General features: G+C 55.3%; 25 protein-coding genes. 9 read left to right on the forward strand and 16 right to left on the reverse strand.

Translation table 11 applies throughout. From position 1 onward, the window contains the following. Positions 1-49 precede the first annotated feature (49 nt). Positions 50-1,138, forward strand: coding sequence for an SGNH/GDSL hydrolase family protein (locus AC2FH9_RS00790; RefSeq protein ID WP_496870440.1), 1,089 nt, complete (start codon positions 50-52; stop codon positions 1,136-1,138). Positions 1,139-1,240: 102 nt separating this feature from the next. Here the strand turns inward: AC2FH9_RS00790 and rpsI are convergent, their stop codons facing one another. The 4 genes from rpsI to AC2FH9_RS00810 form a co-directional block, all read right to left on the reverse strand. Further along, positions 1,241-1,726 carry a 30S ribosomal protein S9 gene (gene rpsI, locus AC2FH9_RS00795; protein WP_281972117.1) on the reverse strand — a complete coding sequence of 162 codons (486 nt, stop codon included), beginning with the start codon at positions 1,724-1,726 and terminating at the stop codon, positions 1,241-1,243. Between the two features lie 5 nt (positions 1,727-1,731). Continuing rightward, entirely contained in the window at positions 1,732-2,190 is a 459-nt protein-coding gene (rplM, locus tag AC2FH9_RS00800; protein ID WP_113790645.1) for a 50S ribosomal protein L13, read from the reverse strand. Between the two features lie 147 nt (positions 2,191-2,337). After that, complete coding sequence (locus AC2FH9_RS00805) at positions 2,338-2,868, reverse strand: GNAT family N-acetyltransferase (protein ID WP_496870441.1); 531 nt, start codon at positions 2,866-2,868, stop codon at positions 2,338-2,340. 11 nt (positions 2,869-2,879) lie between these two features. Further along, positions 2,880-4,283, reverse strand: coding sequence for an aminotransferase-like domain-containing protein (locus AC2FH9_RS00810; protein WP_271947069.1), 1,404 nt, complete (start codon positions 4,281-4,283; stop codon positions 2,880-2,882). 99 nt (positions 4,284-4,382) lie between these two features. Here AC2FH9_RS00810 and AC2FH9_RS00815 point away from each other — a divergent pair, with 99 nt between their 5' ends. Continuing rightward, entirely contained in the window at positions 4,383-4,610 is a 228-nt protein-coding gene (locus AC2FH9_RS00815) for a DUF1127 domain-containing protein (RefSeq protein WP_142633870.1), read from the forward strand. Between the two features lie 59 nt (positions 4,611-4,669). Here the strand turns inward: AC2FH9_RS00815 and AC2FH9_RS00820 are convergent, their stop codons facing one another. Continuing rightward, positions 4,670-5,113 (reverse strand): PaaI family thioesterase, encoded by a 444-nt coding sequence (locus AC2FH9_RS00820; RefSeq protein WP_142633872.1) that lies wholly within the window; start codon positions 5,111-5,113, stop codon positions 4,670-4,672. A 58-nt stretch (positions 5,114-5,171) separates the two neighbouring features. Between AC2FH9_RS00820 and AC2FH9_RS00825 the strand changes: the two genes are divergently transcribed. From AC2FH9_RS00825 to gluQRS, 4 genes are all read left to right on the forward strand, one after another. Then, positions 5,172-5,957 carry an enoyl-CoA hydratase gene (locus tag AC2FH9_RS00825; protein WP_496870442.1) on the forward strand — a complete coding sequence of 262 codons (786 nt, stop codon included), beginning with the start codon at positions 5,172-5,174 and terminating at the stop codon, positions 5,955-5,957. 261 nt (positions 5,958-6,218) lie between these two features. Beyond that, entirely contained in the window at positions 6,219-7,559 is a 1,341-nt protein-coding gene (gene trmFO, locus AC2FH9_RS00830; protein WP_496691256.1) for a methylenetetrahydrofolate--tRNA-(uracil(54)-C(5))-methyltransferase (FADH(2)-oxidizing) TrmFO, read from the forward strand. Positions 7,560-7,596: 37 nt separating this feature from the next. Then, a complete protein-coding gene (locus tag AC2FH9_RS00835; RefSeq protein WP_496748965.1) occupies positions 7,597-8,211 on the forward strand; it encodes a class I SAM-dependent DNA methyltransferase in 615 nt (204 codons plus the stop codon). Beyond that, positions 8,208-9,104: a tRNA glutamyl-Q(34) synthetase GluQRS gene (gene gluQRS / locus AC2FH9_RS00840; protein ID WP_496870443.1), complete on the forward strand. Its 897-nt coding sequence runs from the start codon at positions 8,208-8,210 to the stop codon at positions 9,102-9,104. Before AC2FH9_RS00835 ends, gluQRS begins: the two co-directional genes overlap by 4 nt. 4 nt (positions 9,105-9,108) lie before the next feature. Here the strand turns inward: gluQRS and hisI are convergent, their stop codons facing one another. Next, a complete protein-coding gene (gene hisI / locus AC2FH9_RS00845; RefSeq protein WP_281972122.1) occupies positions 9,109-9,498 on the reverse strand; it encodes a phosphoribosyl-AMP cyclohydrolase in 390 nt (129 codons plus the stop codon). Between the two features lie 48 nt (positions 9,499-9,546). On the opposite strand from hisI, the gene AC2FH9_RS00850 reads away from it, so the two are divergent. Then, positions 9,547-9,999 carry an iron-sulfur cluster assembly scaffold protein gene (locus AC2FH9_RS00850; protein WP_496870444.1) on the forward strand — a complete coding sequence of 151 codons (453 nt, stop codon included), beginning with the start codon at positions 9,547-9,549 and terminating at the stop codon, positions 9,997-9,999. Between the two features lie 60 nt (positions 10,000-10,059). After that, entirely contained in the window at positions 10,060-10,698 is a 639-nt protein-coding gene (locus tag AC2FH9_RS00855; protein ID WP_142633886.1) for a MarC family protein, read from the forward strand. A 186-nt stretch (positions 10,699-10,884) separates the two neighbouring features. On the opposite strand, the gene AC2FH9_RS00860 is transcribed toward AC2FH9_RS00855, so the two are convergent. From AC2FH9_RS00860 to sciP, 5 genes are all read right to left on the reverse strand, one after another. Beyond that, positions 10,885-11,058 (reverse strand): hypothetical protein, encoded by a 174-nt coding sequence (locus AC2FH9_RS00860; RefSeq protein WP_496676229.1) that lies wholly within the window; start codon positions 11,056-11,058, stop codon positions 10,885-10,887. Positions 11,059-11,120: 62 nt separating this feature from the next. Further along, positions 11,121-13,211, reverse strand: a complete 2,091-nt coding sequence (gene recG, locus AC2FH9_RS00865) for an ATP-dependent DNA helicase RecG (protein WP_496748967.1) — start codon at positions 13,209-13,211, stop codon at positions 11,121-11,123. Continuing rightward, the gene (gene ligA / locus AC2FH9_RS00870) at positions 13,208-15,334 is read right to left on the reverse strand and encodes an NAD-dependent DNA ligase LigA (RefSeq protein WP_496870445.1); all 2,127 of its coding nucleotides are present in this window, start codon (positions 15,332-15,334) and stop codon (positions 13,208-13,210) included. The genes recG and ligA overlap by 4 nt, the downstream gene beginning before the upstream one ends. A gap of 123 nt (positions 15,335-15,457) precedes the next feature. Beyond that, the gene (ctrA, locus tag AC2FH9_RS00875; protein ID WP_281972126.1) at positions 15,458-16,174 is read right to left on the reverse strand and encodes a response regulator transcription factor CtrA; all 717 of its coding nucleotides are present in this window, start codon (positions 16,172-16,174) and stop codon (positions 15,458-15,460) included. An 82-nt stretch (positions 16,175-16,256) separates the two neighbouring features. Beyond that, entirely contained in the window at positions 16,257-16,550 is a 294-nt protein-coding gene (gene sciP / locus AC2FH9_RS00880; RefSeq protein ID WP_496870446.1) for a CtrA inhibitor SciP, read from the reverse strand. A 129-nt stretch (positions 16,551-16,679) separates the two neighbouring features. Here sciP and mnmA point away from each other — a divergent pair, with 129 nt between their 5' ends. Further along, a complete protein-coding gene (gene mnmA, locus AC2FH9_RS00885) occupies positions 16,680-17,825 on the forward strand; it encodes a tRNA 2-thiouridine(34) synthase MnmA (RefSeq protein WP_496794262.1) in 1,146 nt (381 codons plus the stop codon). Here the strand turns inward: mnmA and AC2FH9_RS00890 are convergent. The 5 genes from AC2FH9_RS00890 to fabZ are packed head-to-tail and all read right to left on the reverse strand — an operon-like array spanning position 17,822 to position 21,614. Next, entirely contained in the window at positions 17,822-18,403 is a 582-nt protein-coding gene (locus tag AC2FH9_RS00890) for a cadmium resistance transporter (RefSeq protein ID WP_496870447.1), read from the reverse strand. The two genes, mnmA and AC2FH9_RS00890, sit on opposite strands and share 4 nt — an antisense overlap. Next, complete coding sequence (lpxB, locus tag AC2FH9_RS00895) at positions 18,403-19,560, reverse strand: lipid-A-disaccharide synthase (RefSeq protein WP_281994639.1); 1,158 nt, start codon at positions 19,558-19,560, stop codon at positions 18,403-18,405. Before lpxB ends, AC2FH9_RS00890 begins: the two co-directional genes overlap by 1 nt. Continuing rightward, positions 19,560-20,354, reverse strand: coding sequence for an LpxI family protein (locus AC2FH9_RS00900; RefSeq protein ID WP_496748972.1), 795 nt, complete (start codon positions 20,352-20,354; stop codon positions 19,560-19,562). Before AC2FH9_RS00900 ends, lpxB begins: the two co-directional genes overlap by 1 nt. 4 nt (positions 20,355-20,358) lie before the next feature. Further along, the gene (gene lpxA, locus AC2FH9_RS00905) at positions 20,359-21,144 is read right to left on the reverse strand and encodes an acyl-ACP--UDP-N-acetylglucosamine O-acyltransferase (RefSeq protein ID WP_271947043.1); all 786 of its coding nucleotides are present in this window, start codon (positions 21,142-21,144) and stop codon (positions 20,359-20,361) included. Continuing rightward, the gene (gene fabZ, locus AC2FH9_RS00910; protein ID WP_496691266.1) at positions 21,141-21,614 is read right to left on the reverse strand and encodes a 3-hydroxyacyl-ACP dehydratase FabZ; all 474 of its coding nucleotides are present in this window, start codon (positions 21,612-21,614) and stop codon (positions 21,141-21,143) included. Before fabZ ends, lpxA begins: the two co-directional genes overlap by 4 nt. Positions 21,615-21,643 lie beyond the last annotated feature (29 nt).

Raw genomic sequence — 21,643 nt, forward strand, 5'->3', positions numbered from 1 at the left:
GATAACGGGACCAATTCGGTAAATGGTATTCTAGGTAGTTAGATAAAAAATGCGGTCAAAAATTCTGAACTTTCTGATCATCGTAATGATCTCTGCAACGCTTCTTGCTGGTGTGGAGCTGGGCATCCGTTGGCTGTCACCACAAGGCGTTCTGACAACATATCCAGAGGGTGGTCCACTTGGATTGAAGGACCCGGTCGTCGGGCATACGAACAGGCCAAACACCGTCGTCGCCATAAATGCACCAGAGTTCACGGTCGAGTATAAAATCGACGAAAACGGGTTTCGTGAAACCCGCTTTCCAGCCAGTGCATCAGACGATGGAAAAACCATCAAGATCCTGTTGCTGGGAGATTCCTTTACCTTCGGCGCCTCAAATGAGCTGGGCGATATCTGGCCAGAACTCTTGGCCCAGAAGTTCCTGGATCAAGGCATGCCTGTTCAGCTGATCAACGCAGGTGTTCCGGGATATAACACATCTCAACAGGCGCTGTATCTTGAGCGGTTAAGCGAAAAATATGACCCTGATATCGTGCTGGTGACCTTTCTTCCCAATGATATGTTCGCAAATGAGCCCATTCGGACCGTTGATGGCGTTGATGTCGCCTTTAGCGATGTCAGTTCGGTTGTAGGCTCGGGGAATATCAAGAAATCCTCGCTACACTCGGTAACGCTGTTAAAGCGAATGCTGATGGCGAACGATCAGACCTATACCCAACTGTACCTGATGACGCCGCGAAAGGCCTTTTTCACCACCCCGATGAGCGATCTGTTTCAAGCCAAAGTCGAGACGACAAAGCAGGTGTTTTCCCGCATGGCAACCTTCACGCAGTCGCAGGGATCCGAGCTTGTGGTCGTGTCCGTCCCACAGTTGTTTCAGGTTCTTCAGGCCGCGAAAACATCTTCTGATCCCGAGGTCGATCCCGGCCTACCCGACCGCCTGATGGAGGGGATGGTGGCCGAGCAAGGGTTTCAGTGGCACGAAGCGCTGCCCTACCTCGCTGAGGAATACAGCACCAAGGGTGAAGACCTGTATTTCAGATACGATGGCCATCTGAATGCGGACGGCAACAGGGTTCTGTCTGACTTCATGTTCCAGATTCTGGCCCCGCTGATCGAAACCAAAGCAGCTGGCTGAGTTCGACAACAGATTCGGCAAACTAAATCCCAATCAACAAAAGAAAAACGGCCGCAACATTGTGCGGCCGTTTGAAACAGTCTTGAAGGTTCGTGCCAGCGATTAACGCTTGGAGAACTGGAACGAACGACGCGCTTTGCGCTTACCGTATTTCTTACGTTCCACAACGCGGCTGTCGCGGGTCAGGAAGCCAGCGGCTTTCAGTGCGCCACGCAGCGACGGATCGTACAGTTGCAGCGCTTTCGACACGCCGTGCTTGACCGCACCGGCTTGACCGGTCAGGCCACCGCCTTTGACGGTTGCAACAACGTCGAACTCACCTTCTACGCCGGCAACCTGGAAAGGCTGGCGCAGGATCAGCTGCAGAACGGGGCGTGCAAAATACACGTCCTGGTCTTTGCCGTTCACGGTGACCTTGCCGGAGCCCGGCTTGATCCAAACGCGGGCAACAGCGTCTTTACGCTTGCCGGTGGCATAGGCACGACCCAGTTCGTCACGTACGGGTTCACGCACGATGACTTCTTCGGCCACGGCTTCAACGCCTGCAACGGCGCTCAGCTCTTCGAGAGTATTGATCTGATCAGCCATGGTCATTAGCTCCGGGTGTTTTTCTTGTTCATGGATGCAACATCCAGAACTTCGGGCGCTTGCGCCTCATGGGGATGCTCGGCACCGGCATAAACACGCAGGTTGGTCATAACCTGACGCGATAGGCGGTTGCCCGGCAGCATGCGCTTGACCGCCTGGGTCACGACGCGCTCGGGGTATTTGCCCTCGAGGATCTGCTGCTTGGTGCGCGACTTGATGCCGCCCGGGTGGCCAGTGTGCCAGTAGAAGTTCTCTTCGCGCTTCTTGCCGGTCATCTGGATTTTGTCAGCGTTGATCACGATGACATTGTCGCCCATGTCCATGTTCGGGGTGAACGACGCTTTGTGCTTGCCACGCAGACGCATGGCGACGATCGAAGCAAGACGGCCCAGAACAACGCCCTCGGCGTCGATCAGGATCCATTTCTTGTCGATGTCTGCAGGTGTTGCAGAAAAGGTTTTCATGGCAGGATAGTCCTGTTTGATGTGAAAGACCGCCCCCATACGGAGCGGTCCGAATTCGATGGATGGGGTTTAAACCCACGCGAAAGGCGGGTCAATACACGCAAATCAGTTTTAACTTAGCAAAAACAATGTATTACAAAATAGGTATTATTTTACCCCATGTTTTTGCCAATCTTTTTCCGTCAATACCCAACGCATCCACTGCCCAGCCCCGGTACCAAGAACAAGTTGCCGGGTATCAACGTACCGCGCCCCAAGTTTCGCGGTCCCTTTTTGTGATCGCAAGTTGGTTGGGTCGATATGAAACCAGACCTCATCCAGTTCGCCGAACACCTGATTTACCATCAGCGATTTGATCATCCGATTGCTGGCTCCGCCCCAGTGATCACGGGTGATAAAGCTGTATCCGATGCCGATGCCCCCGGGAACTTCGGGAGGCTCATAATAGCGAGAGCACCCTATGACCCGGCCTGTCGCCTCTTCGCGTACTGTCACTGACCCTCCTGCGCTCAACAGAAAATCGAAATAAGGGGCGAAAACTTCTTTCTGATGGCGGGATTTGGCGGGATGCCCGGCCCAAATCAACGGATCGCTGGCTGCAAGGTGCAGGTCTTCGAAGTCACTTTTGAGCATCGGTGTGACGACAAATCCCCTGCCCCGCATTTCCCGAATATCCATTAAGCGTCCCCTTACACCGAAATCTGTTCGGGTGGATTATCCAGCAGACGCCTGAGACGCTGCATTGCGTCCTCGAATTGATCCAACGATACATGCCCGTTCATGGCAATGCGCACCGCATTGGGCGCGCGCCCGTCACGCAAAGCAAACTCATCGGCAGACCGCAGTTGAATTCCCTCTCGCTCGGCTGCGCGGCTGAACGCAGCCGCTCGCCAACCAGAAGGCAAGTTCAGCCAGACAAAAGGTACATCTGAGGCCCAGTTCAGGTCGAACCCACCCAGGGCGTTTACGGCCACGCGCACATATTCCCCCATCCGGGTCCGGACATCTTTTGCGATTTGGCGCGTCCGCGGATCAGACAACATCAGCCGCGCCAGTTCGGCAAGCGGCTGAGCAAGGCCAAAATAGCCATATTCCGCTGAACGGCGCAGATCAACGCTGCGCTCGCGCGGCGCTATGGCAAACCCGACACGCAGTGCGGGCGTCAAAATCTTCGAGATCGACGACACATGCCATCCCCTTTCCGGCGCCAGGGCGCGATAGCTGGGCGCTCTTGCATCACCCATGCGGTAGCAGTCGTCCTCGATTATCTGGACGCCAAACCGCCGCGCGATTTCCACAACTTCTTTGCGGCGTTCCAGTGGTGTATGTGAGCCGGTCGGATTTTGAACCTCGGGTGAGACACATATGGCCTGCGCCGCCGACTGGCGAAGGACATGCTCCATAGCGTTGGGATCCACGCCCCATTTGTCCATCTTTACGCCAATGACCTCTGCACGCATCAACTCACCGGCGCGTCGGAACCCTGCGTATGACAGATCTTCGACCAGAACAATCGGCTTTGGTCCACGTAATATTGTCTGAAATACAAGGCAAAGACCGTTTTGTCCGCCGTGGGTCAGAACGATATCGTCCTGCGAAATTGGTCCCAATGGCAAATCGGAAAGCCAATCTACAACAGCCTGTCGCATAGGTTTATACGCATCGCGGGTTGGATAGTTCATAAACAGGCGTGGATCGGATTGTGCCACTTTCTGCATACATTCGCGGATCAGGGCCACCTGCCCCATATCGGCAAGCCTCGGGCTGAACAGGCTGACATTGGCTTCATATTTGTCATCTCTGAGATGAAGTTGCCGAGCCCAGACATCATCGAGCAGAGGCGCCTTGGGCGGGGCCACAAATGTACCACGTCCTACTTCGGCGCTGAGCAGACCTTCGTCTGTGAGTATCGTATAGGCGCGCGCAACGGTGCCCGGTGTGATTTGTAACCTATAGGCAAGTTCCCGCACCGGCGGCAGCTTTGTACCGACTTCCAAAAGATTGTTATCTATAGCTTTTCGAATTGTATCGGCGACCAGTGTATATTTTGGCCCTTTGGATTTAGGCAGTGACTCTGGCCAAATTGTATCCATTACAATTCTTCCTTTGATTGCAGCACAATTCTGAATGTATCAATTGTTCATACCGAACATATTACGTTTGTGTCAATACAATTTGAAAGGAACCCCAAGATGACACGCGCAATGCACAACCCCGCCCTGATAGCGCTTAACGACAGCCCCCGGCTGCCGCTGATTGCCGCACTGGCCGTGCGGTTTGCGGCGACGGTCACAAAATGGGAGCGGCAACGCCGCAGCCGAATTAACTTGTCCAATCTCGATGACAGGCTGCTGAAGGATGTGGGCCTGACTAATTATCAGGCCAGACGAGAAATCGAACGCCCTTTTTGGCAGGGCTAGGTAATCCCCAGTCCCTATATGGGACCTCTTCCTTGGCCGGGTTTATCCCGGCCATTTTTTCACCCAAAAGCTGCCGCAGCTGACCCCTCTGGTGGTAAAGAATAGGTCATCGTTGCGCGAGCGACGGGTTTGTCTGACCCTTCCGAAAATATTAGAACGTCACCTACGGCAAGGGTTTTTCCTAGCTTCAGCAAGGTGCAGCGCGCAATCAAATCTGCATTTCCATCCGGTTTGCGCATGAAGTCCATTGAACAACCGGTTGTCACGGCCAGAGACTGCTGGCCCCTGCGCGCCAGGATCAGTGCGTAAACGCTTACATCAGCTAATCCAAACATAGACGGTCCCGAGACGGTCCCACCGGGGCGCAAATGACGGTCGCCAACGGCAAGTCTCATGACGATGGACTCTTCGGTCAGATCCTGGACCGAATAATCCTGACTGACCTGGGGGAAGATTTGGCTCATATAATCCTCCAGTTCCTCCCGATTCATTGCCAATGACATACTTCCCCTCCTGGATTTGCCGACCTAGAGTTGGCCTCACATCAGATCGGAGGGCAAGATGGGAATTCTGGAACGAAATGACGCAGACGCCGTGGCTAGGCTTACAATGAATGCGCCAGACCGTCTCAACGCCCTAAGTGACGAAATGCTGGCTGCGCTACAGACTGAACTTGATGCCCTGCGCGAAGACAGTTCCATCCGGGCGGTGATCCTTTCTGGTAAAGGCAAAGCTTTTTGTGCGGGTCATGATCTGAAACAGATGACAGCAGGACGCCAATCTGAAGACGGCGGCAAAGCCTATTTCCAGGACCTATTCAATCGCTGTGCGAAAATGATGCTTTCAATTCAGTCGCTTCCGCAGCCGGTTGTTGCCCAGGTGCACGGCATTGCTACGGCGGCCGGATGCCAGTTGGTTGCAACCTGCGATCTTGCTGTAGCTGCTGAAGGGACGCGGTTTGGCGTAAACGGTGTGAATATCGGGCTGTTCTGTTCGACCCCAATGGTTGCTCTTAGCCGAAACATTCCACGCAAACACGCCTTCGAGATGTTGACGACTGGAGATTTCATTCCGGCGTCACGAGCTGCTGAGCTGGGTCTTGTCAATCGTGTGGTGCCAGAAATGCTGTTGGAGCATGAGGCTGTTTCACTGGCCGAGCAGCTTGCCTCCAAACTGGGATCTGCCGTGAAAGTCGGAAAACAGGCCTTCTACCGCCAGTTGGATATGCCATTGGATCAAGCCTATTCCTATACCGGCGAGGTAATGGCTCAGAATATGATGCATCGGGATACCGAAGAAGGAATATCTGCATTTATCGGAAAAAGAGATCCAAATTGGAGCCAATAAGGAATTTGTCATGCATATTTTTCCGCAATGTCGCCATTTTTGGACTTTTCAAATGGGCGTTACTGTGGCAATGCTGAGACGAGGCTGAGGCCTTGAACACTTTTTGGGTCGCCGTGGGCGGAAGGTCCCTCCGAGCTGGTTTCTCTCACTGGCGCAGACATTCCCGCATCGGCGACCCCAAAAATCCCTTGAAAACATGATTTCCCGTGCGCCATCGCTGCTGTGTTGCGTTGCGATCTTCTGTGCCCTATGTGGCAGCTTATGACACAGAAATTGCATATCGTGGGCGGCGGCATGGCCGGGTCCGAGGCCGCATGGCAAGCGGCGGAAATGGGCGTCGAGGTCGTGATTCACGAAATGCGCCCAAAAGTCGGAACTTTTGCGCATCAGACCGGCAACTTGGCCGAGATGGTCTGCTCGAACTCATTCCGGTCGGATGATGACGAACAGAACGCCGTTGGACTGCTGCATTGGGAAATGCGCGAGGCCGAAGGGTTGATCTTGAAAACGGCAGATGCGCACCGACTGCCGGCCGGGGGCGCATTGGCTGTAGATCGCGATCCGTTTGCGGAATCTGTGACGGCCAGGTTAAAGGCTCACCCCCTTGTCGAAATCACTGGCGAAGAAGTGACCGCCCTGCCCGATGACGGCCAATGGATTTTCGCCACCGGCCCACTGACGTCTGCTGGATTGGGAGAAGCAATCCGCGCGGAAACCGGCGCCGAGTCGTTGGCGTTCTTTGATGCCATTGCACCAATCGTATATGCAGACAGCATCGACATGAGCAAAGCTTGGATGCAATCTCGGTATGACAAGGGTGAGACCGAAGAAGAACGCACCGCTTACCTGAATTGTCCGATGGACCGAGAACAGTACGACGCCTTCATCGACGCCCTGCTGGCCGCGGACAAGACCGAGTTCCATGAAGGAGAGACCGCAGGCTATTTCGATGGTTGTCTTCCGATAGAGGTTATGTCCGAGCGCGGTCGTGAAACGTTGCGCCACGGACCGATGAAGCCGGTCGGCCTGACGAACCCGCATCAGCCCGAGGTAAAGCCTCACGCGGTGGTTCAACTGCGCCGAGATAACGCGCTAGGAACATTGTTCAACATTGTCGGCTTTCAGACCAAGATGAAATACGGAGCCCAAACCGATGTGTTCCGCATGATTCCGGGGTTGGAGAATGCCAGTTTTGCGCGGCTGGGCGGTATTCATCGCAATACGTTCATCAACTCTCCGACATTGCTGGATTCCCAGATGCGGCTGAAATCAAAGCCCAATATCAGGTTCGCCGGTCAGATTACCGGTGTCGAAGGTTATGTGGAAAGCGCCGCGATGGGTCTTTTGGCCGGACGTCTGGCTGCTGCCGAGATGTTGGGCCGTACCGTTCCCGAAGTTCCGCAGGACAGTGCCATGGGCGCTTTGATCCACCACATCACTGGCGGTGCCGAGGCAAAGACATTCCAGCCTATGAACGTGAATTTCGGTCTGTTCCGTCCTGTCGATGGGTTAAAAGGCGGTCGGCGTGGCCGAAAAGACCGCTACAAGGCCTATACTGACCGGGCCAAGGAAGAATGGACCAAGTGGTTGGCGCATTGGTGACTGGACGGGTCCGGCCCCGACGTCCTAACATATCGGTATGAGCGATAAATTCCTAAAGGATGTCTATGGGCTGGATTCGCCTCAGGCGACCAAAGCACATTATCAAAAATGGGCCTCGTCTTATGATGATGAGGTTGGGTCAAACGGTTATGCGACCCCGGGACGTATCGCCCGGGCTCTCTGGTCGCAACTGCCCGAGCCCAAAACCCCAATTCTGGACTATGGCTGCGGTACCGGCCTGTCAGGTGTCGCGCTGAACGCGGTCGGGTTTGAGGTCGTCGATGGAATAGACCCCACCCCGCAGATGTTAGAGGGCGCTCTGGCAAAGGGGGTTTATCGCAACTTGATCAGCTTTGACATCGCAGATCCCAGCCCGCTGCAGTCTGGCGCGTATAAGGTCATCACCGCAATCGGGGTCATCGGCGTGGGTGCCGCACCACCTGAGACTTTGGATATGCTCATCAACGCGTTACCGTCAGGCGGCCTTATTGCTTTTTCCTATAATGATCATACGCTTGAATATCACAGCTATACCGTTCGCCTCAGCGATTGGCTGGATATGGGCGCAGCACGATTGCTGTTCCGGGAATATGGCCCGCACCTTCCGGGAATGGACATGAAGTCTGACGTTTATATTGTTGAAAAAGTGTGACTTTAGTAACCAGATTTGCCCCTTCGCCCACAGGACCGCTGCATCTTGGCCACGCTTATTCGGCGATGTCGGCCCATGATTTTGCAAAGTCGAATAATGGGCTGTTTTTGCTGAGAATCGAGGACATCGACCGATCTCGCTCGCGCCCGGAATGGGAAACCCAGATTTACGATGATTTGCATTGGCTTGGCCTGTCTTGGCCTGAACCGGTGCTGTGCCAATCCACGCGAACCGCAATCTATGATTCCGTGCTGGACGATCTGTGGTCGCGGGGGCTGTTGTACCCGTGCAGCTGCAACCGAAAAGACATCGCCAACGCGGCCAGCGCTCCCCAGGAAGGAGCCCCACTTCTTGGTCCGGACGGGATTATCTATCCGGGAACGTGTCGCACACGTTGGAAACAACAGGGTTCATCGGGTCAACCACGCCCGCTGAATATTCCGTTGCGATTGAATATGGCCGAAGCTTTGCAACAAACATCCAGCCTGTTTCAGATCGATAAAAACACTGCATGGTTTCAAGAGATTGGAGAAGGTCCAGGCGCTGAATCCGGCTGTGTCCGGTTTACACAGGCAGAGATGTTGGAAACGGTTGGGGATGTCGTTCTGTCGCGCCGGGATATGGGCACGTCGTATCACTTGTCGGTCGTTCTGGATGACGCTGCACAAAATGTTACGCATGTGGTTCGCGGTCAGGATCTGTTCGAAGCCACACGTATCCACGTTCTGCTGCAGACGCTGTTGAGTTTGCCGACACCGATCTACCTGCATCACCGCCTGATACGCGATCAGGCCGGCAAACGGCTGGCCAAACGCGACGATGCGCGCGCCATTGCCAAGTTCCGCGAGGAAGGTGCGACGCCCGAAGATATTCGGGCGATGGTGGGGCTTTGACCAATCAGGTCATGGGGTGCATGATTTCGACCTCGTCCCCGTCTCTGACCGCTGTGTAGAAACAAGATCGACGGTTGGTGTGGCAGGCCGGGCCGGTCTGGCGCACAAGGACAAGCAGGCAATCCCGGTCGCAATCCACGCGGAGATCAACCAATTCCTGCACATGGCCCGAGCTTTCACCCTTGATCCAGAATGACTGGCGCGAGCGGGACCAATAGGTAACGCGTCTGGTTTCGAGCGTCTTTTCAATGGCGCTCTGGTTCATCCAGGCCATCATCAATACCTCGCCCGTATTTTCGTCCTGAGCGATGGCTGGAATCAGCCCAGCCTCGTTGAATTTCAAACTCGATGCATCGAACGCGACTGAGGAAGACATGACAAAAACCTTTTGCATCCCGGTGGATGGCCACTATGTATTGGGAACATTCAACGAGGGAAAGCCATGTCCGGTGAGAATGACCTGATAAAGCTATACTCTGGCCGAATTCTGGCCCTTGCTGCTGACATCCCACACCTATGCCGGCTTGATGATGCTGACGCTACGGTGAAAAAACGCTCGCCCCTATGCGGGTCGACCATCACGGTTTATGTCAAAGTTCAGGATGGCAGAATTTCAGAGTTCGGTCAGGACGTGAAAGCCTGCGCTTTGGGACAGGCCTCCGCTTCGGTTGTTGGCGGGGCAATCGTCGGAACAACGCGTGCTCAGGTCGAAAAGGCGCGCGAGCAACTGTCCGCGATGCTGAAAAAGGATGGATCGGCACCCGAGGCCCCATTTGATGGGCTAGAGGTTTTGATGCCCGCACGGGAATATAAGAACCGCCATGCCTCGATCCTGCTGGTTCTTGATGCAACCGCAGAGGCATTTGAACAGGCGGAACGTGCAAATTGCGCCTAAACATGGTTTTGACGGGCGAAACGTTATAGCCTTTCGGAATATACGAAGGGAATTCCAGTTTTGAACGGTTTACTTGAGCATTTTGTCACGCTTTGGGTTGTTATTGATCCTATTGGAACAATCCCGGTCTTCATCGCTGTTACCGCAGGGCTTGGGGCCGCTGCACGCCGCAAAATGGCGCTTGTGGCCTCGCTTATCAGCGCCGGGATTCTGTTGTTTTTCCTGGTCTTCGGGCAACTGCTGATCGAGGCACTGGATATCGGCCTGAACTCTTTTCAAGTCGCTGGCGGCATTATCCTTTTCCTGTTCGCGCTGACCATGATTTTTGGCGAGCCCAAACAGGAAGTCGAGCAGCGCGCTGCCGAGGACGACATCAAAGACGAACTCCACAAACACAACCCAGCGATCTTTCCTCTTGCCGTCCCCTCGCTTGCCTCACCAGGTGCGATGCTGGCCATCGTCATCTTGACCGATAACAACAGGTACAGTGTTGCTGATCAGGGGATCACGGCTTTGGTCATGCTGTCGGTTGTTGCGATTGCCTTTGTCCTGATGTTGCTGGCCGAACCGATCATTCGGCTGATCGGCCATTCAGGCGCCGCCATCATCAGCCGTGTCATGGGGATGATCCTGGCATCGGTCGCAGTAAACTCGGTTCTGTCGGCGTTGTTGGAAATTATGAAAACCGGCCAGCTCTAAAAAAAACCGCCGCTCCTTCCGGGCGGAAAGGGCGGCGGCAGGTAATGCGTTTCTCATGTGGGGTCCGGATATCCGCGCGGGGCCGAGGCATGGCCCTTCAAGGGTATTGGGACAGGCAGGTCACCCTTGATTGAAATGGGGATGACAAGCGCGGCGTGATCGGCACGAGATCGCAGGCAGAAAGGCTTAATACGTTCCGGGAAGATGAAGTGCGACCATAAGTATGACCACCAGTGCAACCGCACCTGCTGCGTCCTGCAACAGCGTCGACTGGGAACGACTTAGGGTGGTCTTGATCTGGGTCAGCATATGGGTTCCTCCGGTCAGGGTTTTAATCCTTTGTTGACCTTTTGTTCTCATATTTTGATGTCTTGGTAAAGAACTTTTTGAGAACATTTGTGAACTAATGTTCCTGTTTTCGTCTAACCAACTGATATCAAACGGATTGCCTGATCCTGTTTCATCAGCCACAAAAGAACACGAGCCGCCTTGCCCCTTTGCGTTTCAAGTTTGGCGTCCGCGCCCAGCAGAGCCCTTGCGTCAGACTGCGCAACTGCCATCAAACCGGCCTGCCTTTCCAAATCGGCGATACGGAACTTCGGCAGACCTGACTGCGCGGTACCGATCAGATCGCCCGCTCCGCGCATTTGCAGGTCTGTCTCAGAGATTTTGAACCCGTCTTCGGTTTCGCGCAGAACTTCCAGCCTTTTGCGCCCCCCTTCGCCGAGGGGCGGCTGATACATCAGCAGACATGTCGATTCTGCCTCGCCTCGCCCAACACGGCCGCGAAGCTGATGCAGCTGCGCCAGGCCAAAAATCTCGGCCCTTTCGATAACCATGATCGAGGCATTTGGAACATTCACGCCAACCTCGATTACCGTGGTCGCCACCAGAACTTTGGTTTGCCCCTGCTGAAATGCCTTCATCGCAGCGTCTTTGTCGGCGGGCGGCATTTGGCCGTGAACCAGCCCCACGATCCCGTCCCCCAAAATTGCTCGCAGCCTTTTGAACCGTTCCTCGGCAGCTGTCAGATCCGATACTTCGGATTCATCGACAAGCGGGCAAACCCAGTAGCATTGGCGGCCCTCAGCAATAGCTTTTTGCAGATGCGAGACAACTTCTTGAATCCGTTCAGTGCTCACAACCGCTGTTTTGACAGGTTTACGCCCCGGCGGCTTTTCATCAAGCACGGACACGTCCATGTCACCGTATTGAGTCAGGGCCAGACTGCGTGGGATCGGCGTTGCTGTCATGACCAAAACGTCCGCCCCCCTGCCTTTTTCCGACAGCTCCATGCGTTGACGGACCCCAAATCGGTGCTGTTCGTCGACGATTGCCAGCCGTAATTCCTGAAACGCGACATCGCTTTGAAATACGGCGTGAGTGCCCACCAAAATGTGAATATCCCCCCGTTGAAGCGCCAACAGCTTGGCACGCCGATCCGCCCCCTTGTCGCGACCGGTCAGGATTTCCAGAACCACGCCCGCCTCTTCGGCGAGGGGGCGCAACCCTTCCAGATGCTGCTGAGCGAGTATCTCGGTTGGGGCCATCATGACGCCCTGCCCGCCCGCCTCGACCGCGACCAGCAGCGCCATGAACGCAACCAGAGTCTTGCCGGACCCAACATCCCCCTGAAGCAATCTGTTCATGCGCGTATCGGAGGCCATATCCCCTGCGATCTCTTGAATTGCGCGCTGTTGGGCGTTGGTGGGCTTGTATGGCAGGTTCGACAACACACGGGATTGCAGCTTGCCCGTACCAGCGCTGGCGATCCCCTTGACCCTGCGCTCTCTTTGGCGGGCCAATGCCAACGTAAGTTGATGCGCGAACAGCTCATCATAGGCCAAACGCTCATGCGCTGGAGAAAAAGACGCTACATCATCCGCACCCTGCGGATTATGCGCTGCTTGTACAGCGCTCAGCCAGTCTGGCCAGTTCTCTTTTGCGACCTGCGCGGGATCAATCCATTCCGTCAATTCCGGCGAGAGTGCAACCGCGCTACGCGCGGCCTTGAAGGCAGTTTTCTGGGTCAGCCCCTGGGTCAAATGATAGACAGGCTCAAACTCAGGGATATCCTTTGCATCCGCAGGCGGCAGCATGTGATCCGGGTGAACCATCTGAGCAATGCCGTCGAAAAGCTCGATCTTGCCAGAAATCACCCTGCGCGCGCCTTGAGGGAGCACTTTTTGCAAGTAATCGCCGCGGGCATGAAAGAACACCAACTGAAATTCAGTCTGGCTGTCTTCAACATGGACACGGTACGCACCGCCCTTGTTTCTAGGGGGGCGATGGATGCCAACGCTGACTTCTACGGTCAGCGTCGAGGGCAAATCCACGCCCTGAATGGTGTCTCTTCTGCGCCGATCAATCACCGCATAAGGCAGCCCGAACAAGACGTCGCGCGGGGTCTCGACACCTGACTGCGCCAAGACCTGAGCCGTCTTCGGCCCCACGCCGTCAAGCGTTTCCAGCCGCGAAAACAGCGGGAACAGAGATTCGGGACGACCACTCATTTGCCGTCGATCAGCTGCAACCAGCCATCTTCGTCGAGCGTCTCGATCCCAAGCTCAGCCGCCTTTTTCGCCTTTGATCCAGCGCCCGGTCCTGCAACCAAAAGATCGGTCTTTTTGCTCACTGACCCCGACACTTTAGCGCCCAGTGCCTCGGCACGTGCTTTGGCTTCGGCGCGGGTCATCTTTTCAAGCGTTCCCGTAAAAACCACTGTCTTCCCCGCAACAGGGCTGCCCGAGGTATCGGGCCGTTTCGCGTCTTGGACATCAAGCTGAGCCACAAGATCGTCGATGCTCTGCCGTTCGGCAGGTTGGGCGAAGGCTGAAACCAATGCGCGGGCCATAACCTCACCAACACCGTCAACGTTCAGCAGCTCATCCCATTCTGACCCGGTCTGACAATGCGCTATGGTAACCGCTTTTTCCAGCTCATCCCATGATCCGTAATGCGTTGCGATTAGGTTCGACGCTGCCTCGCCGACATGTCGAATGCCCAGTGCAAACAGCAACCGACCCAGTGGAATAACTCGTTTTTCATCAATCGCTTGCCACAGATTGGTGGCGCTCTGCGCCCCCCATCCCTTGCGATTAGCCAGCCTGTTCAGGTTTACACTATCTCGTTGTTTCAGAGTAAAAATGTCAGCCGGGGTCCGAACTGGCAGATCGGGATCATCATAGAACATCTCAATCTGCTTTGCTCCAAACCCTTCGATGTCAAAGGCCTTGCGTGAGACGAAATGCTTCAATTTCTCAACGGCTTGCGCAGGGCAGATAACGCCACCGGTACAGCGACGGACCGCGTCACCTTCCTCGCGGATCGCATCGCTGTGACATTCGGGGCATTTTTCCGGGAAGATGAACTTTTCGGCATCATCCGGGCGTTTCGAAATGTCGACATCGGCAACCTTCGGGATCACATCGCCGGCGCGATAAACCTGAACCCAGTCGCCGATCCGAATGTCTTTGCCTTCGCGTATCTCGCCGCCTTTTGCGTCTTTACCAGAAATGTAATCTTCGTTGTGCAACGTTGCGTTCGACACGACCACACCGCCGACAGTAACCGGGTGCAGCCTGGCCACCGGGCTCAGCGCGCCGGTGCGGCCGACCTGAATGTCGATCGCTTCAAGACGGGTCCAGGCAAGCTCGGCCGGAAATTTATGCGCAATTGCCCAACGTGGTGTGCTGGACCGGAACCCAAGCCGTGATTGCAGCGCAAGATCGTTTACCTTGTAGACCACACCATCAATGTCATATCCAAGCGTCGCGCGCTGCAGCTCGATGCTGCGATAGTGATCCAGAATCTGCTTTGTATCCGCGCATAAACGGGTTAGCGGGTTGGTTGAAAATCCGAATTCCTTCAGGCGCTGTATGGCTGCGTATTGGGTGCTTGCCAGAGGCTCAGACAGCTCCCCCCAGGCATAAGCAAAAAACTTGAGGGGACGAGAACGGGTAATTGCGGAATCCAACTGACGAAGGGATCCTGCGGCGGCATTTCGCGGGTTGGCGAAGGTTTTTTCGCCTTTCTTGGACTGGCTCTCATTTAGACGATCAAAGTCGTCGTGAGACATATAGACCTCGCCGCGAACCTCAAGGATGTCTGGTGCGCCGGTGATTACCTGTGGGATATCCGAAATAGTCAGCGCATTTGCGGTAACATTTTCCCCGACTTCTCCGTCTCCCCGCGTGGCCGCCTGGACAAGCCTACCCCTCTCATACCGAAGCGAAAGGGAGAGACCGTCGATCTTGGGCTCAGCCGTATAGCTCAAACTCGTCTCGTCATCCAACCCTAGGTATTTTCGGACAGACCGATCGAAATCAGAGACGTCTTCGTCTTGAAAAGCGTTGCCCAAAGACAGCATGCGCACGGCATGTGAAATCTTGGAGAACCCATCGGCGGGGCGGGCACCAACGATATCCGTTGGGCTGTCAGATCGCTTGAGTTGCGGAAATCGCGACTCGATTTCTGAGTTTCTGAGTTTCAGCGCATCATAGTCGGCATCAGAAATCTCGGGGGCGTCTTTCTGGTGATACAATGCGTTCGCATGATGTAAAAGCCCAGCCAGCCGCGCCAGTTCATTGCGTGCCTGATCTTCCGTCAGGTCTGATACAGAAATGGAATTGCTCATGCCCTCGCCCCGTCAACTGTTCTTGGAGTTCAGTGATAGGGCGAGGGCATGGCTAGGTCCAGACGTGCTGTTCAGTGAGCGAGGGTGTCGCCCCGGACCCTTGGCGACGTAAAACTTGCGCGCCTAGGCGCCAACCGCAATGCGAGGTTCGTCGACGCTGTTTTTCTGAGGATCGCGCAACACATATCCCCTGCCCCAGACGGTCTCGATATAATTTGCGCCGTCGGTGGCATTGCTAAGTTTTTTGCGCAATTTGCAGATAAAGACGTCAATGATCTTCAATTCGGGCTCATCCATTCCCCCATAGAGATGGTTAAGGAACATCTCTTTGGTCAGGGTTGTACCCTTTCGAAGGCTCAGAAGTTCGAGCATTTGATATTCTTTGCCGGTCAGGTGAACGGCCTTGCCTTCCACTTCGACGGTTTTCGCATCCAGATTCACTGCAACGCGCCCGGTGTGGATTATGGATTGAGAATGCCCTTTTGAGCGGCGAATAATGGCGTGGATACGTGCAACCAATTCTTCTCTATGGAATGGTTTGGTCAGATAATCGTCAGCACCAAATCCGAAGCCCTTAATTTTACTTTCTGTATCGTCGGCCCCCGACAGGATCAGGATCGGCGTTTCCACCCGCGCAACCCGCAACTGGCGCAGCACTTCATGCCCGTTCATATCCGGAAGGTTGAGATCAAGGAGGATCAGGTCGTAATCGTAAAGTTTTGCGAGGTCGATCCCTTCTTCGCCTAAATCTGTCGCATATACGTTCAGATTGGCATGTGTCAGCATCAGTTCGATGCTTTTGGACGTGGTTGGATCATCCTCGACAAGAAGTATACGCATTTACTGCTCCAATTCAGCTCAATTTACCAATTAAAATCGAGCCTGCTCAAAAATGGTTAATCTGACGTTACCGTTGAATCATTTATTCACACTCTCCTTTAGGTTGTCGATATTTTTTTATTGTGGTGACCTTTAATGCGTCCGTTCCGTGTTCTGCGACCGCAGAAACCCAGGAATTAAATTCTTCATCGCTGAGGCCATAATGGTTTTTGGCTTCCGAAAGCGTGATCAATCCGTAAAGAACGCCACGGACTACAATCGCTTTACGGGATGCCACCCAGCGGGTTGTCTCTTTTGGCGGCAGATCAGCCCGGGATAAAACCGTTCCATCCGGCAGGGTTACCGACCTGGGCCCCTCTACTTTGTGCAAATACATCTTTCGGTCCTCTTCGTGCTGCGACAAAGCTGACACCATGCTACTTAATGTGTTGTGAAACCGCCCCTTGAGAGTATCTAGAATTTTCCTATATTCTGCCGGTCTTTCTTAACCCGTACTGGAACCGTCATGGCCCTCGACACCGAGACACCGCTGAACTCTCTTGGTTTTGCCAAGCCCCCGTCTGAAACACGGGTGGTTGTAGCCATGTCCGGAGGCGTGGACAGCTCGGTCGTGGCCGCGCATTTGGCGGATCAGGGGTATGACGTCATCGGCGTCACCCTGCAACTGTACGATCACGGTGCTGCTTTGGCCAAAAAAGGGGCCTGCTGTGCGGGTATCGACATTCACGATGCGCGCCGCGTCGCAGAAGAACGTGGGTTTCCGCATTACGTTCTGGATTATGAGAACATCTTCAAAGACGCAGTGATCGACGAATTCGCCGACAGCTATCTGGCCGGTGCGACGCCGGTTCCCTGCATTCGCTGTAACGAACGGGTGAAATTCAAGGACCTGCTGGAAACCGCCAAGGATCTTGAGGCTGATTGCATGGCCACCGGCCACTATATTCAGCGCAAGACAGGCTCCAACGGGCCGGAATTGCACAGCGCCGAGGATGCCAACCGCGATCAATCCTATTTCCTGTTCTCGACGACCCCGGAACAGCTGGATTTCCTGCGCTTTCCACTGGGCCACCTGCCCTCCAAGGACGCAACGCGCGAAATGGCTGCGCAATATGGGCTGGCTGTTGCCGACAAGCCCGACAGTCAGGACATCTGTTTCGTGCCCAACGGCAACTATGCCAGCGTCATCGAAAAGCTGCGCCCCGGCGCGGCGGAACCGGGTGAGATCGTTCATGCGGATGGTCGTGTGCTGGCCCAGCATAACGGGGTGATCCACTATACCATTGGTCAGCGCCGCGGGCTTGGTATCGGAGGCCTCAGCGACCCGCTTTACGTGGTGAAGCTGGATGTCGACAAGAAACAGGTTGTGGTTGGCCCCAAAGAGATGTTGGCCACCCGCACTATTCCGGTGCGTGAGATCAACTGGCTGGGCGATGAGCCGTTTACGTCACGCGATGAATGGCACGTCTTGGTTAAGGTTCGCTCGACCCGACCCCCGCGTGAGGCCATTATCCGTCCGCTTTCGGACACCACGGCCGAGGTCGAGTTGCTGACCCCGGAAGAAGGTGTGTCGCCCGGTCAGGCCTGTGTTTTCTATGCGTCCGAAGGCAGCCGCATCTTTGGCGGCGGCTGGATTTGGCGCGGATATTAAACTGCGTCAGTCCACGAGTTGCTGAGAATGTAAAGGCCAGCGCAGATCATCACATAAGGAACAAGCATCTCAAGCTTGCGCGCGATGCGACCACTGATGAGCGGAGATTTGGCGCCCAGCAGCGCCAGCGTGGCCAGCCCTAACACGGCAAGCCCTGCGCCGAGGGCTCCGGCGATCCGAAACGCGGGTGTGGAATCCGCCAGTAACGGCGCCAGAACGGCCAAAGTGTCCATCGACAGGCTGGTAAACAGTAAGGTTGTCACCAAAATTGATGCTCCGGCTTCGAGATGCGCAGGAGTGTCGACGCCCTGCCCGCGCCATTGGCGGATGGCGGCCAGACAGCCCAGTGTCAGCGGGATCATCCCCAGATATCCGGCCCAGCCCGGTATTACGCCCTCGATCCCCATGGCGAACAGCAAGGACGCCGAAATCACCAAGCCCTGTGCGAACAGAAAGCCAAAGACGGCCCGCTTGTCCCCTGACACCAAGATCAGCGCCACCAAGGCGGCAAGATTATCCAGATTGGTCAGTATCAATGCCAGAAAGGCCGAAAAACCAAAGAGGATGAACTCGGCCATCAGGACGGCATTCTGGCCAACACGGCCTTTGCAGCTCTGAAACCAGGGGCGTCGCCGCCACGACCCAGGCGCTCCATTGTCAGATCCATCGCGCTGCGCTGCGCGTCAGGTTTCAGGGCGACCTCTCGTAGTGCTACGGCAATCTTGTCCGGCAGGCAGTCATCCAGCAGGCATTCCGGGATGGAACGCGTTTCCGAGACAAGATTGACCAATGTAACCGTGTCCAGATTGACCATACGTACTGCCAGTTTCTGGGTCAGCCAGCTGAGGCGGTAGGCAATCACCATGGGTGTTGCCTGGGCTGCAAGTTCAAGCGACACGGTACCCGATGCCGCCAGAGCAAGGTCCGCTGCGGCAAAAGCTGCGCGTTTCTGCTGAACCGCCTCTTCGGTCGGAACATTGCGCGGGTCGATCACGACGGGATTGCCTGGCCATGTCTGCAGATGTTCGGTTACGGCCTCGACCATATGTGCAACCGCCGGAACAATAACCCGCGTACCCGGCCGGTCGGCTAGGAATTGCCCCAAGGCCTGACCAAATACAGGCGCCAGACGGTCAACCTCACCCTTGCGCGACCCCGGCAAGGCAAGAACCAGCGGAGCATCCCCAAGATCATAGGCGGCGCGAAACTCCTGGATATCGCGATCTGAGGCGATGGGTTCGCTTGCAACCGGATGGCCAACAAAATCGCATTCCATCCCGGCGCGTTCCATATAGGGCGGCTCAAACGGAAGCAACGCCAGCACATGGTCGATGACCTTGGCCATCTTATCCGCACGCCCCGGTCGCCACGCCCAAACGCTGGGGGCCACATAGTGGACGGTTCGAGTATCGCTTGCCGCTTTGACCAGCTTGGCAACGCGCAACGAGAAGTCCGGACTGTCGATGGTGATCAATACGTCAGGTTTGGTGTCCAGCACGGCCTGCGCTGTCTCAGATATCCGGCGCTTGAGGTGAAAGAATTTTGGCAATACCTCGATCAGGCCCATCACTGACAATTCGGACATCGGAAAGCGGCTGTTCAGACCCTGGGCCTGCATCAATGGTCCGCCGACCCCGTCGAATGTAACATCTGGGACAAGGGCACGTAGCCCTTCCATCAACGCGCCGCCCAATCGATCGCCCGAAGGTTCGCCGGCGACCAGAAACACCCGCATCAGTTGGTTCGCTCACGCACATAAAGGAACAAACCCAGGCGATTGCACTCAGCAATTACACGTTGTCGCTGCAATACAAGCACCCCGCCCTTTTCGATCACGATCCCGGACAAACCAGCTGCGACGGCGCTGGAAATGGTTTCAGGTCCAATAGCTGGCAGATCCGCGCGAAAGTCCTGATCGGGCTTTGGACCCTTGAAAAGCACCCCACCCCCCGCATCGGGCCGTTGAGTCAGAGACTCGAGCATCCATGCGGTGCCAAAAATTCCTTCGATCGCCAAAGCCTGCCCTTTGGAAACTGCACAGGCCTGGCCGATATCAGCTGCCCCCATGGCACGCAGGATACTGGATGCCCGATCCGCATCTGCGCGATCCGCGTCTGAGGGCTGTGCCTCTGTCAAACAACCAAGCGGAGGCAGCAGTTCAGGCGCAATCTCATGCGCGGCACGGACATTCAGGCCTGAGTTTTCGAATATCCCAATGACAGCCCGTAATGCGCCGTCATCGCCGGATTGAATTGCCTGCACCAGAATAGGCACCAACGGCATCGTCGCGGCATCAATGCGCGACGGGTCAACGGCGGGACGTTGAACCGCTCCGGCCATACAGATTTCAGTTACGCCACGGGTTTTGAGATCTGCGATGAATGATCCAAGCTGTTCCAGCGGGAAAACGATTTCGGCAGACAGAGTATCCGGGGCAAAGCCTTCCATCGCACAGATCAAGGGCCGTTCAGCCAGACAGGAAACCACTTCGTCCGGCAACACACCTGTTCCCGCGATCAGTGCCAACATGATATTACTTCCTCGGTGTCAGAAAGGACCGATCCGAATCGCCGGTTACGAAATTGACGATTTCGCGGACATATTCGCTTTCGGCATCTTCACCCAAGCGCTTGGCGCGGTCCATAAAAGTTCCGTCACCATCGGACAATTCGCGAAACGCTGCCCGTAAAGCTGAAATATCAGCTCGTGCGACACCACGCCGTTTGAGGCCAACAAGATTCAGGCCGTCCAGCTCGCCGCGAGGCGCTTGAACAAGCCCATAGGGAATCACGTCGTTGGGCACCATCGTCAGCGCGCCGATAATCGCCCCTCGGCCCACACGAACCCATTGATGCAAACCCGAAATCCCACCGACGATAACATCGTCTTCGATAATGCAATGTCCCGCGGCACCAGAATGGTTCACCATGATCACGCGATTGCCAATCTGAACGTCGTGAGCCACGTGAACACCAGCCATCAGCAAACAGTCATCGCCAATCCGGGTTACACCGCCACCGCCGTCTGTTCCAGAATTCACTGTTACATGTTCACGGATACGGTTTCGTTTGCCAATTTCCAGCCGCGTATCTTCACCGCCGAACTTAAGGTCTTGCGGGATTTCACCGATGACCGAAAAATTGAAGATTATGGTGTCTTCATCCACCTCGGTGTCACCGGTAACAACAACATGCGACTTCAGTTCTACCCGGTCTTTCAACCGCACCCTTGAACCAACAAAACAAAAAGGGCCGATGACACAGCCCTCTCCGATCTGAGCACCGTCTTCGATGATTGCGCTAGGGTGAATGCCGCTCATGTTGTCTTTTCCATGTCCCAATCAACATAGGCCGAGAACTCAGCTTCGGCTGCGACCTCTCCATCAACCGTGGCCCTGCCAGAGAACTTGAAAATCTTGCCACCCTTCTTGCCGCGCACAGTTTCAACATGCATCTCGAGCACGTCACCGGGCACGACTTTGCGGCGGAACTTGCACTTGTCGATATTCATGAAATAGATCAACAAGTCGCTGTCGATGACATCCATCCCAACGCCAAGCATAACACCTGCGGTCTGCGCCATTGCTTCAACAATGGTCACACCAGGCATGATCGGTGTACCAGGGAAATGGCCCTGGAAATGCGGCTCGTTCATGGTGACGTTCTTGATGCCGACCGCTGACTGATAGCCTGAAATCTCGACCACCTTGTCGACCAGCAGAAACGGATAGCGGTGCGGCAATATCCGTTGAATCAGCTGAATGTCGGCGCTTTTGGTGTCCGTGCTCATAGTTCTGATATCCTGTTCTGGATTTCTCT

Source organism: Ruegeria sp. CDSC081 (assembly GCF_059610485.1).

What these genes read in the sequence shown, in the direction of transcription:
- AC2FH9_RS00790 (WP_496870440.1), top strand. Translation starts at nt 50, where the DNA reads ATGCGGTCAAAAATTCTGAACTTTCTGATCATCGTAATGATCTCTGCA.
- rpsI (WP_281972117.1), bottom strand. Translation starts at nt 1,726, where the DNA reads ATGGCTGATCAGATCAATACTCTCGAAGAGCTGAGCGCCGTTGCAGGC.
- rplM (WP_113790645.1), bottom strand. Translation starts at nt 2,190, where the DNA reads ATGAAAACCTTTTCTGCAACACCTGCAGACATCGACAAGAAATGGATC.
- AC2FH9_RS00805 (WP_496870441.1), bottom strand. Translation starts at nt 2,868, where the DNA reads ATGGATATTCGGGAAATGCGGGGCAGGGGATTTGTCGTCACACCGATG.
- AC2FH9_RS00810 (WP_271947069.1), bottom strand. Translation starts at nt 4,283, where the DNA reads ATGGATACAATTTGGCCAGAGTCACTGCCTAAATCCAAAGGGCCAAAA.
- AC2FH9_RS00815 (WP_142633870.1), top strand. Translation starts at nt 4,383, where the DNA reads ATGACACGCGCAATGCACAACCCCGCCCTGATAGCGCTTAACGACAGC.
- AC2FH9_RS00820 (WP_142633872.1), bottom strand. Translation starts at nt 5,113, where the DNA reads ATGTCATTGGCAATGAATCGGGAGGAACTGGAGGATTATATGAGCCAA.
- AC2FH9_RS00825 (WP_496870442.1), top strand. Translation starts at nt 5,172, where the DNA reads ATGGGAATTCTGGAACGAAATGACGCAGACGCCGTGGCTAGGCTTACA.
- trmFO (WP_496691256.1), top strand. Translation starts at nt 6,219, where the DNA reads ATGACACAGAAATTGCATATCGTGGGCGGCGGCATGGCCGGGTCCGAG.
- AC2FH9_RS00835 (WP_496748965.1), top strand. Translation starts at nt 7,597, where the DNA reads ATGAGCGATAAATTCCTAAAGGATGTCTATGGGCTGGATTCGCCTCAG.
- hisI (WP_281972122.1), bottom strand. Translation starts at nt 9,498, where the DNA reads ATGCAAAAGGTTTTTGTCATGTCTTCCTCAGTCGCGTTCGATGCATCG.
- AC2FH9_RS00850 (WP_496870444.1), top strand. Translation starts at nt 9,547, where the DNA reads ATGTCCGGTGAGAATGACCTGATAAAGCTATACTCTGGCCGAATTCTG.
- AC2FH9_RS00860 (WP_496676229.1), bottom strand. Translation starts at nt 11,058, where the DNA reads ATGAGAACAAAAGGTCAACAAAGGATTAAAACCCTGACCGGAGGAACC.
- recG (WP_496748967.1), bottom strand. Translation starts at nt 13,211, where the DNA reads ATGAGTGGTCGTCCCGAATCTCTGTTCCCGCTGTTTTCGCGGCTGGAA.
- ligA (WP_496870445.1), bottom strand. Translation starts at nt 15,334, where the DNA reads ATGAGCAATTCCATTTCTGTATCAGACCTGACGGAAGATCAGGCACGC.
- ctrA (WP_281972126.1), bottom strand. Translation starts at nt 16,174, where the DNA reads ATGCGTATACTTCTTGTCGAGGATGATCCAACCACGTCCAAAAGCATC.
- sciP (WP_496870446.1), bottom strand. Translation starts at nt 16,550, where the DNA reads ATGTATTTGCACAAAGTAGAGGGGCCCAGGTCGGTAACCCTGCCGGAT.
- mnmA (WP_496794262.1), top strand. Translation starts at nt 16,680, where the DNA reads ATGGCCCTCGACACCGAGACACCGCTGAACTCTCTTGGTTTTGCCAAG.
- AC2FH9_RS00890 (WP_496870447.1), bottom strand. Translation starts at nt 18,403, where the DNA reads ATGGCCGAGTTCATCCTCTTTGGTTTTTCGGCCTTTCTGGCATTGATA.
- lpxB (WP_281994639.1), bottom strand. Translation starts at nt 19,560, where the DNA reads ATGCGGGTGTTTCTGGTCGCCGGCGAACCTTCGGGCGATCGATTGGGC.
- AC2FH9_RS00900 (WP_496748972.1), bottom strand. Translation starts at nt 20,354, where the DNA reads ATGTTGGCACTGATCGCGGGAACAGGTGTGTTGCCGGACGAAGTGGTT.
- lpxA (WP_271947043.1), bottom strand. Translation starts at nt 21,144, where the DNA reads ATGAGCGGCATTCACCCTAGCGCAATCATCGAAGACGGTGCTCAGATC.
- fabZ (WP_496691266.1), bottom strand. Translation starts at nt 21,614, where the DNA reads ATGAGCACGGACACCAAAAGCGCCGACATTCAGCTGATTCAACGGATA.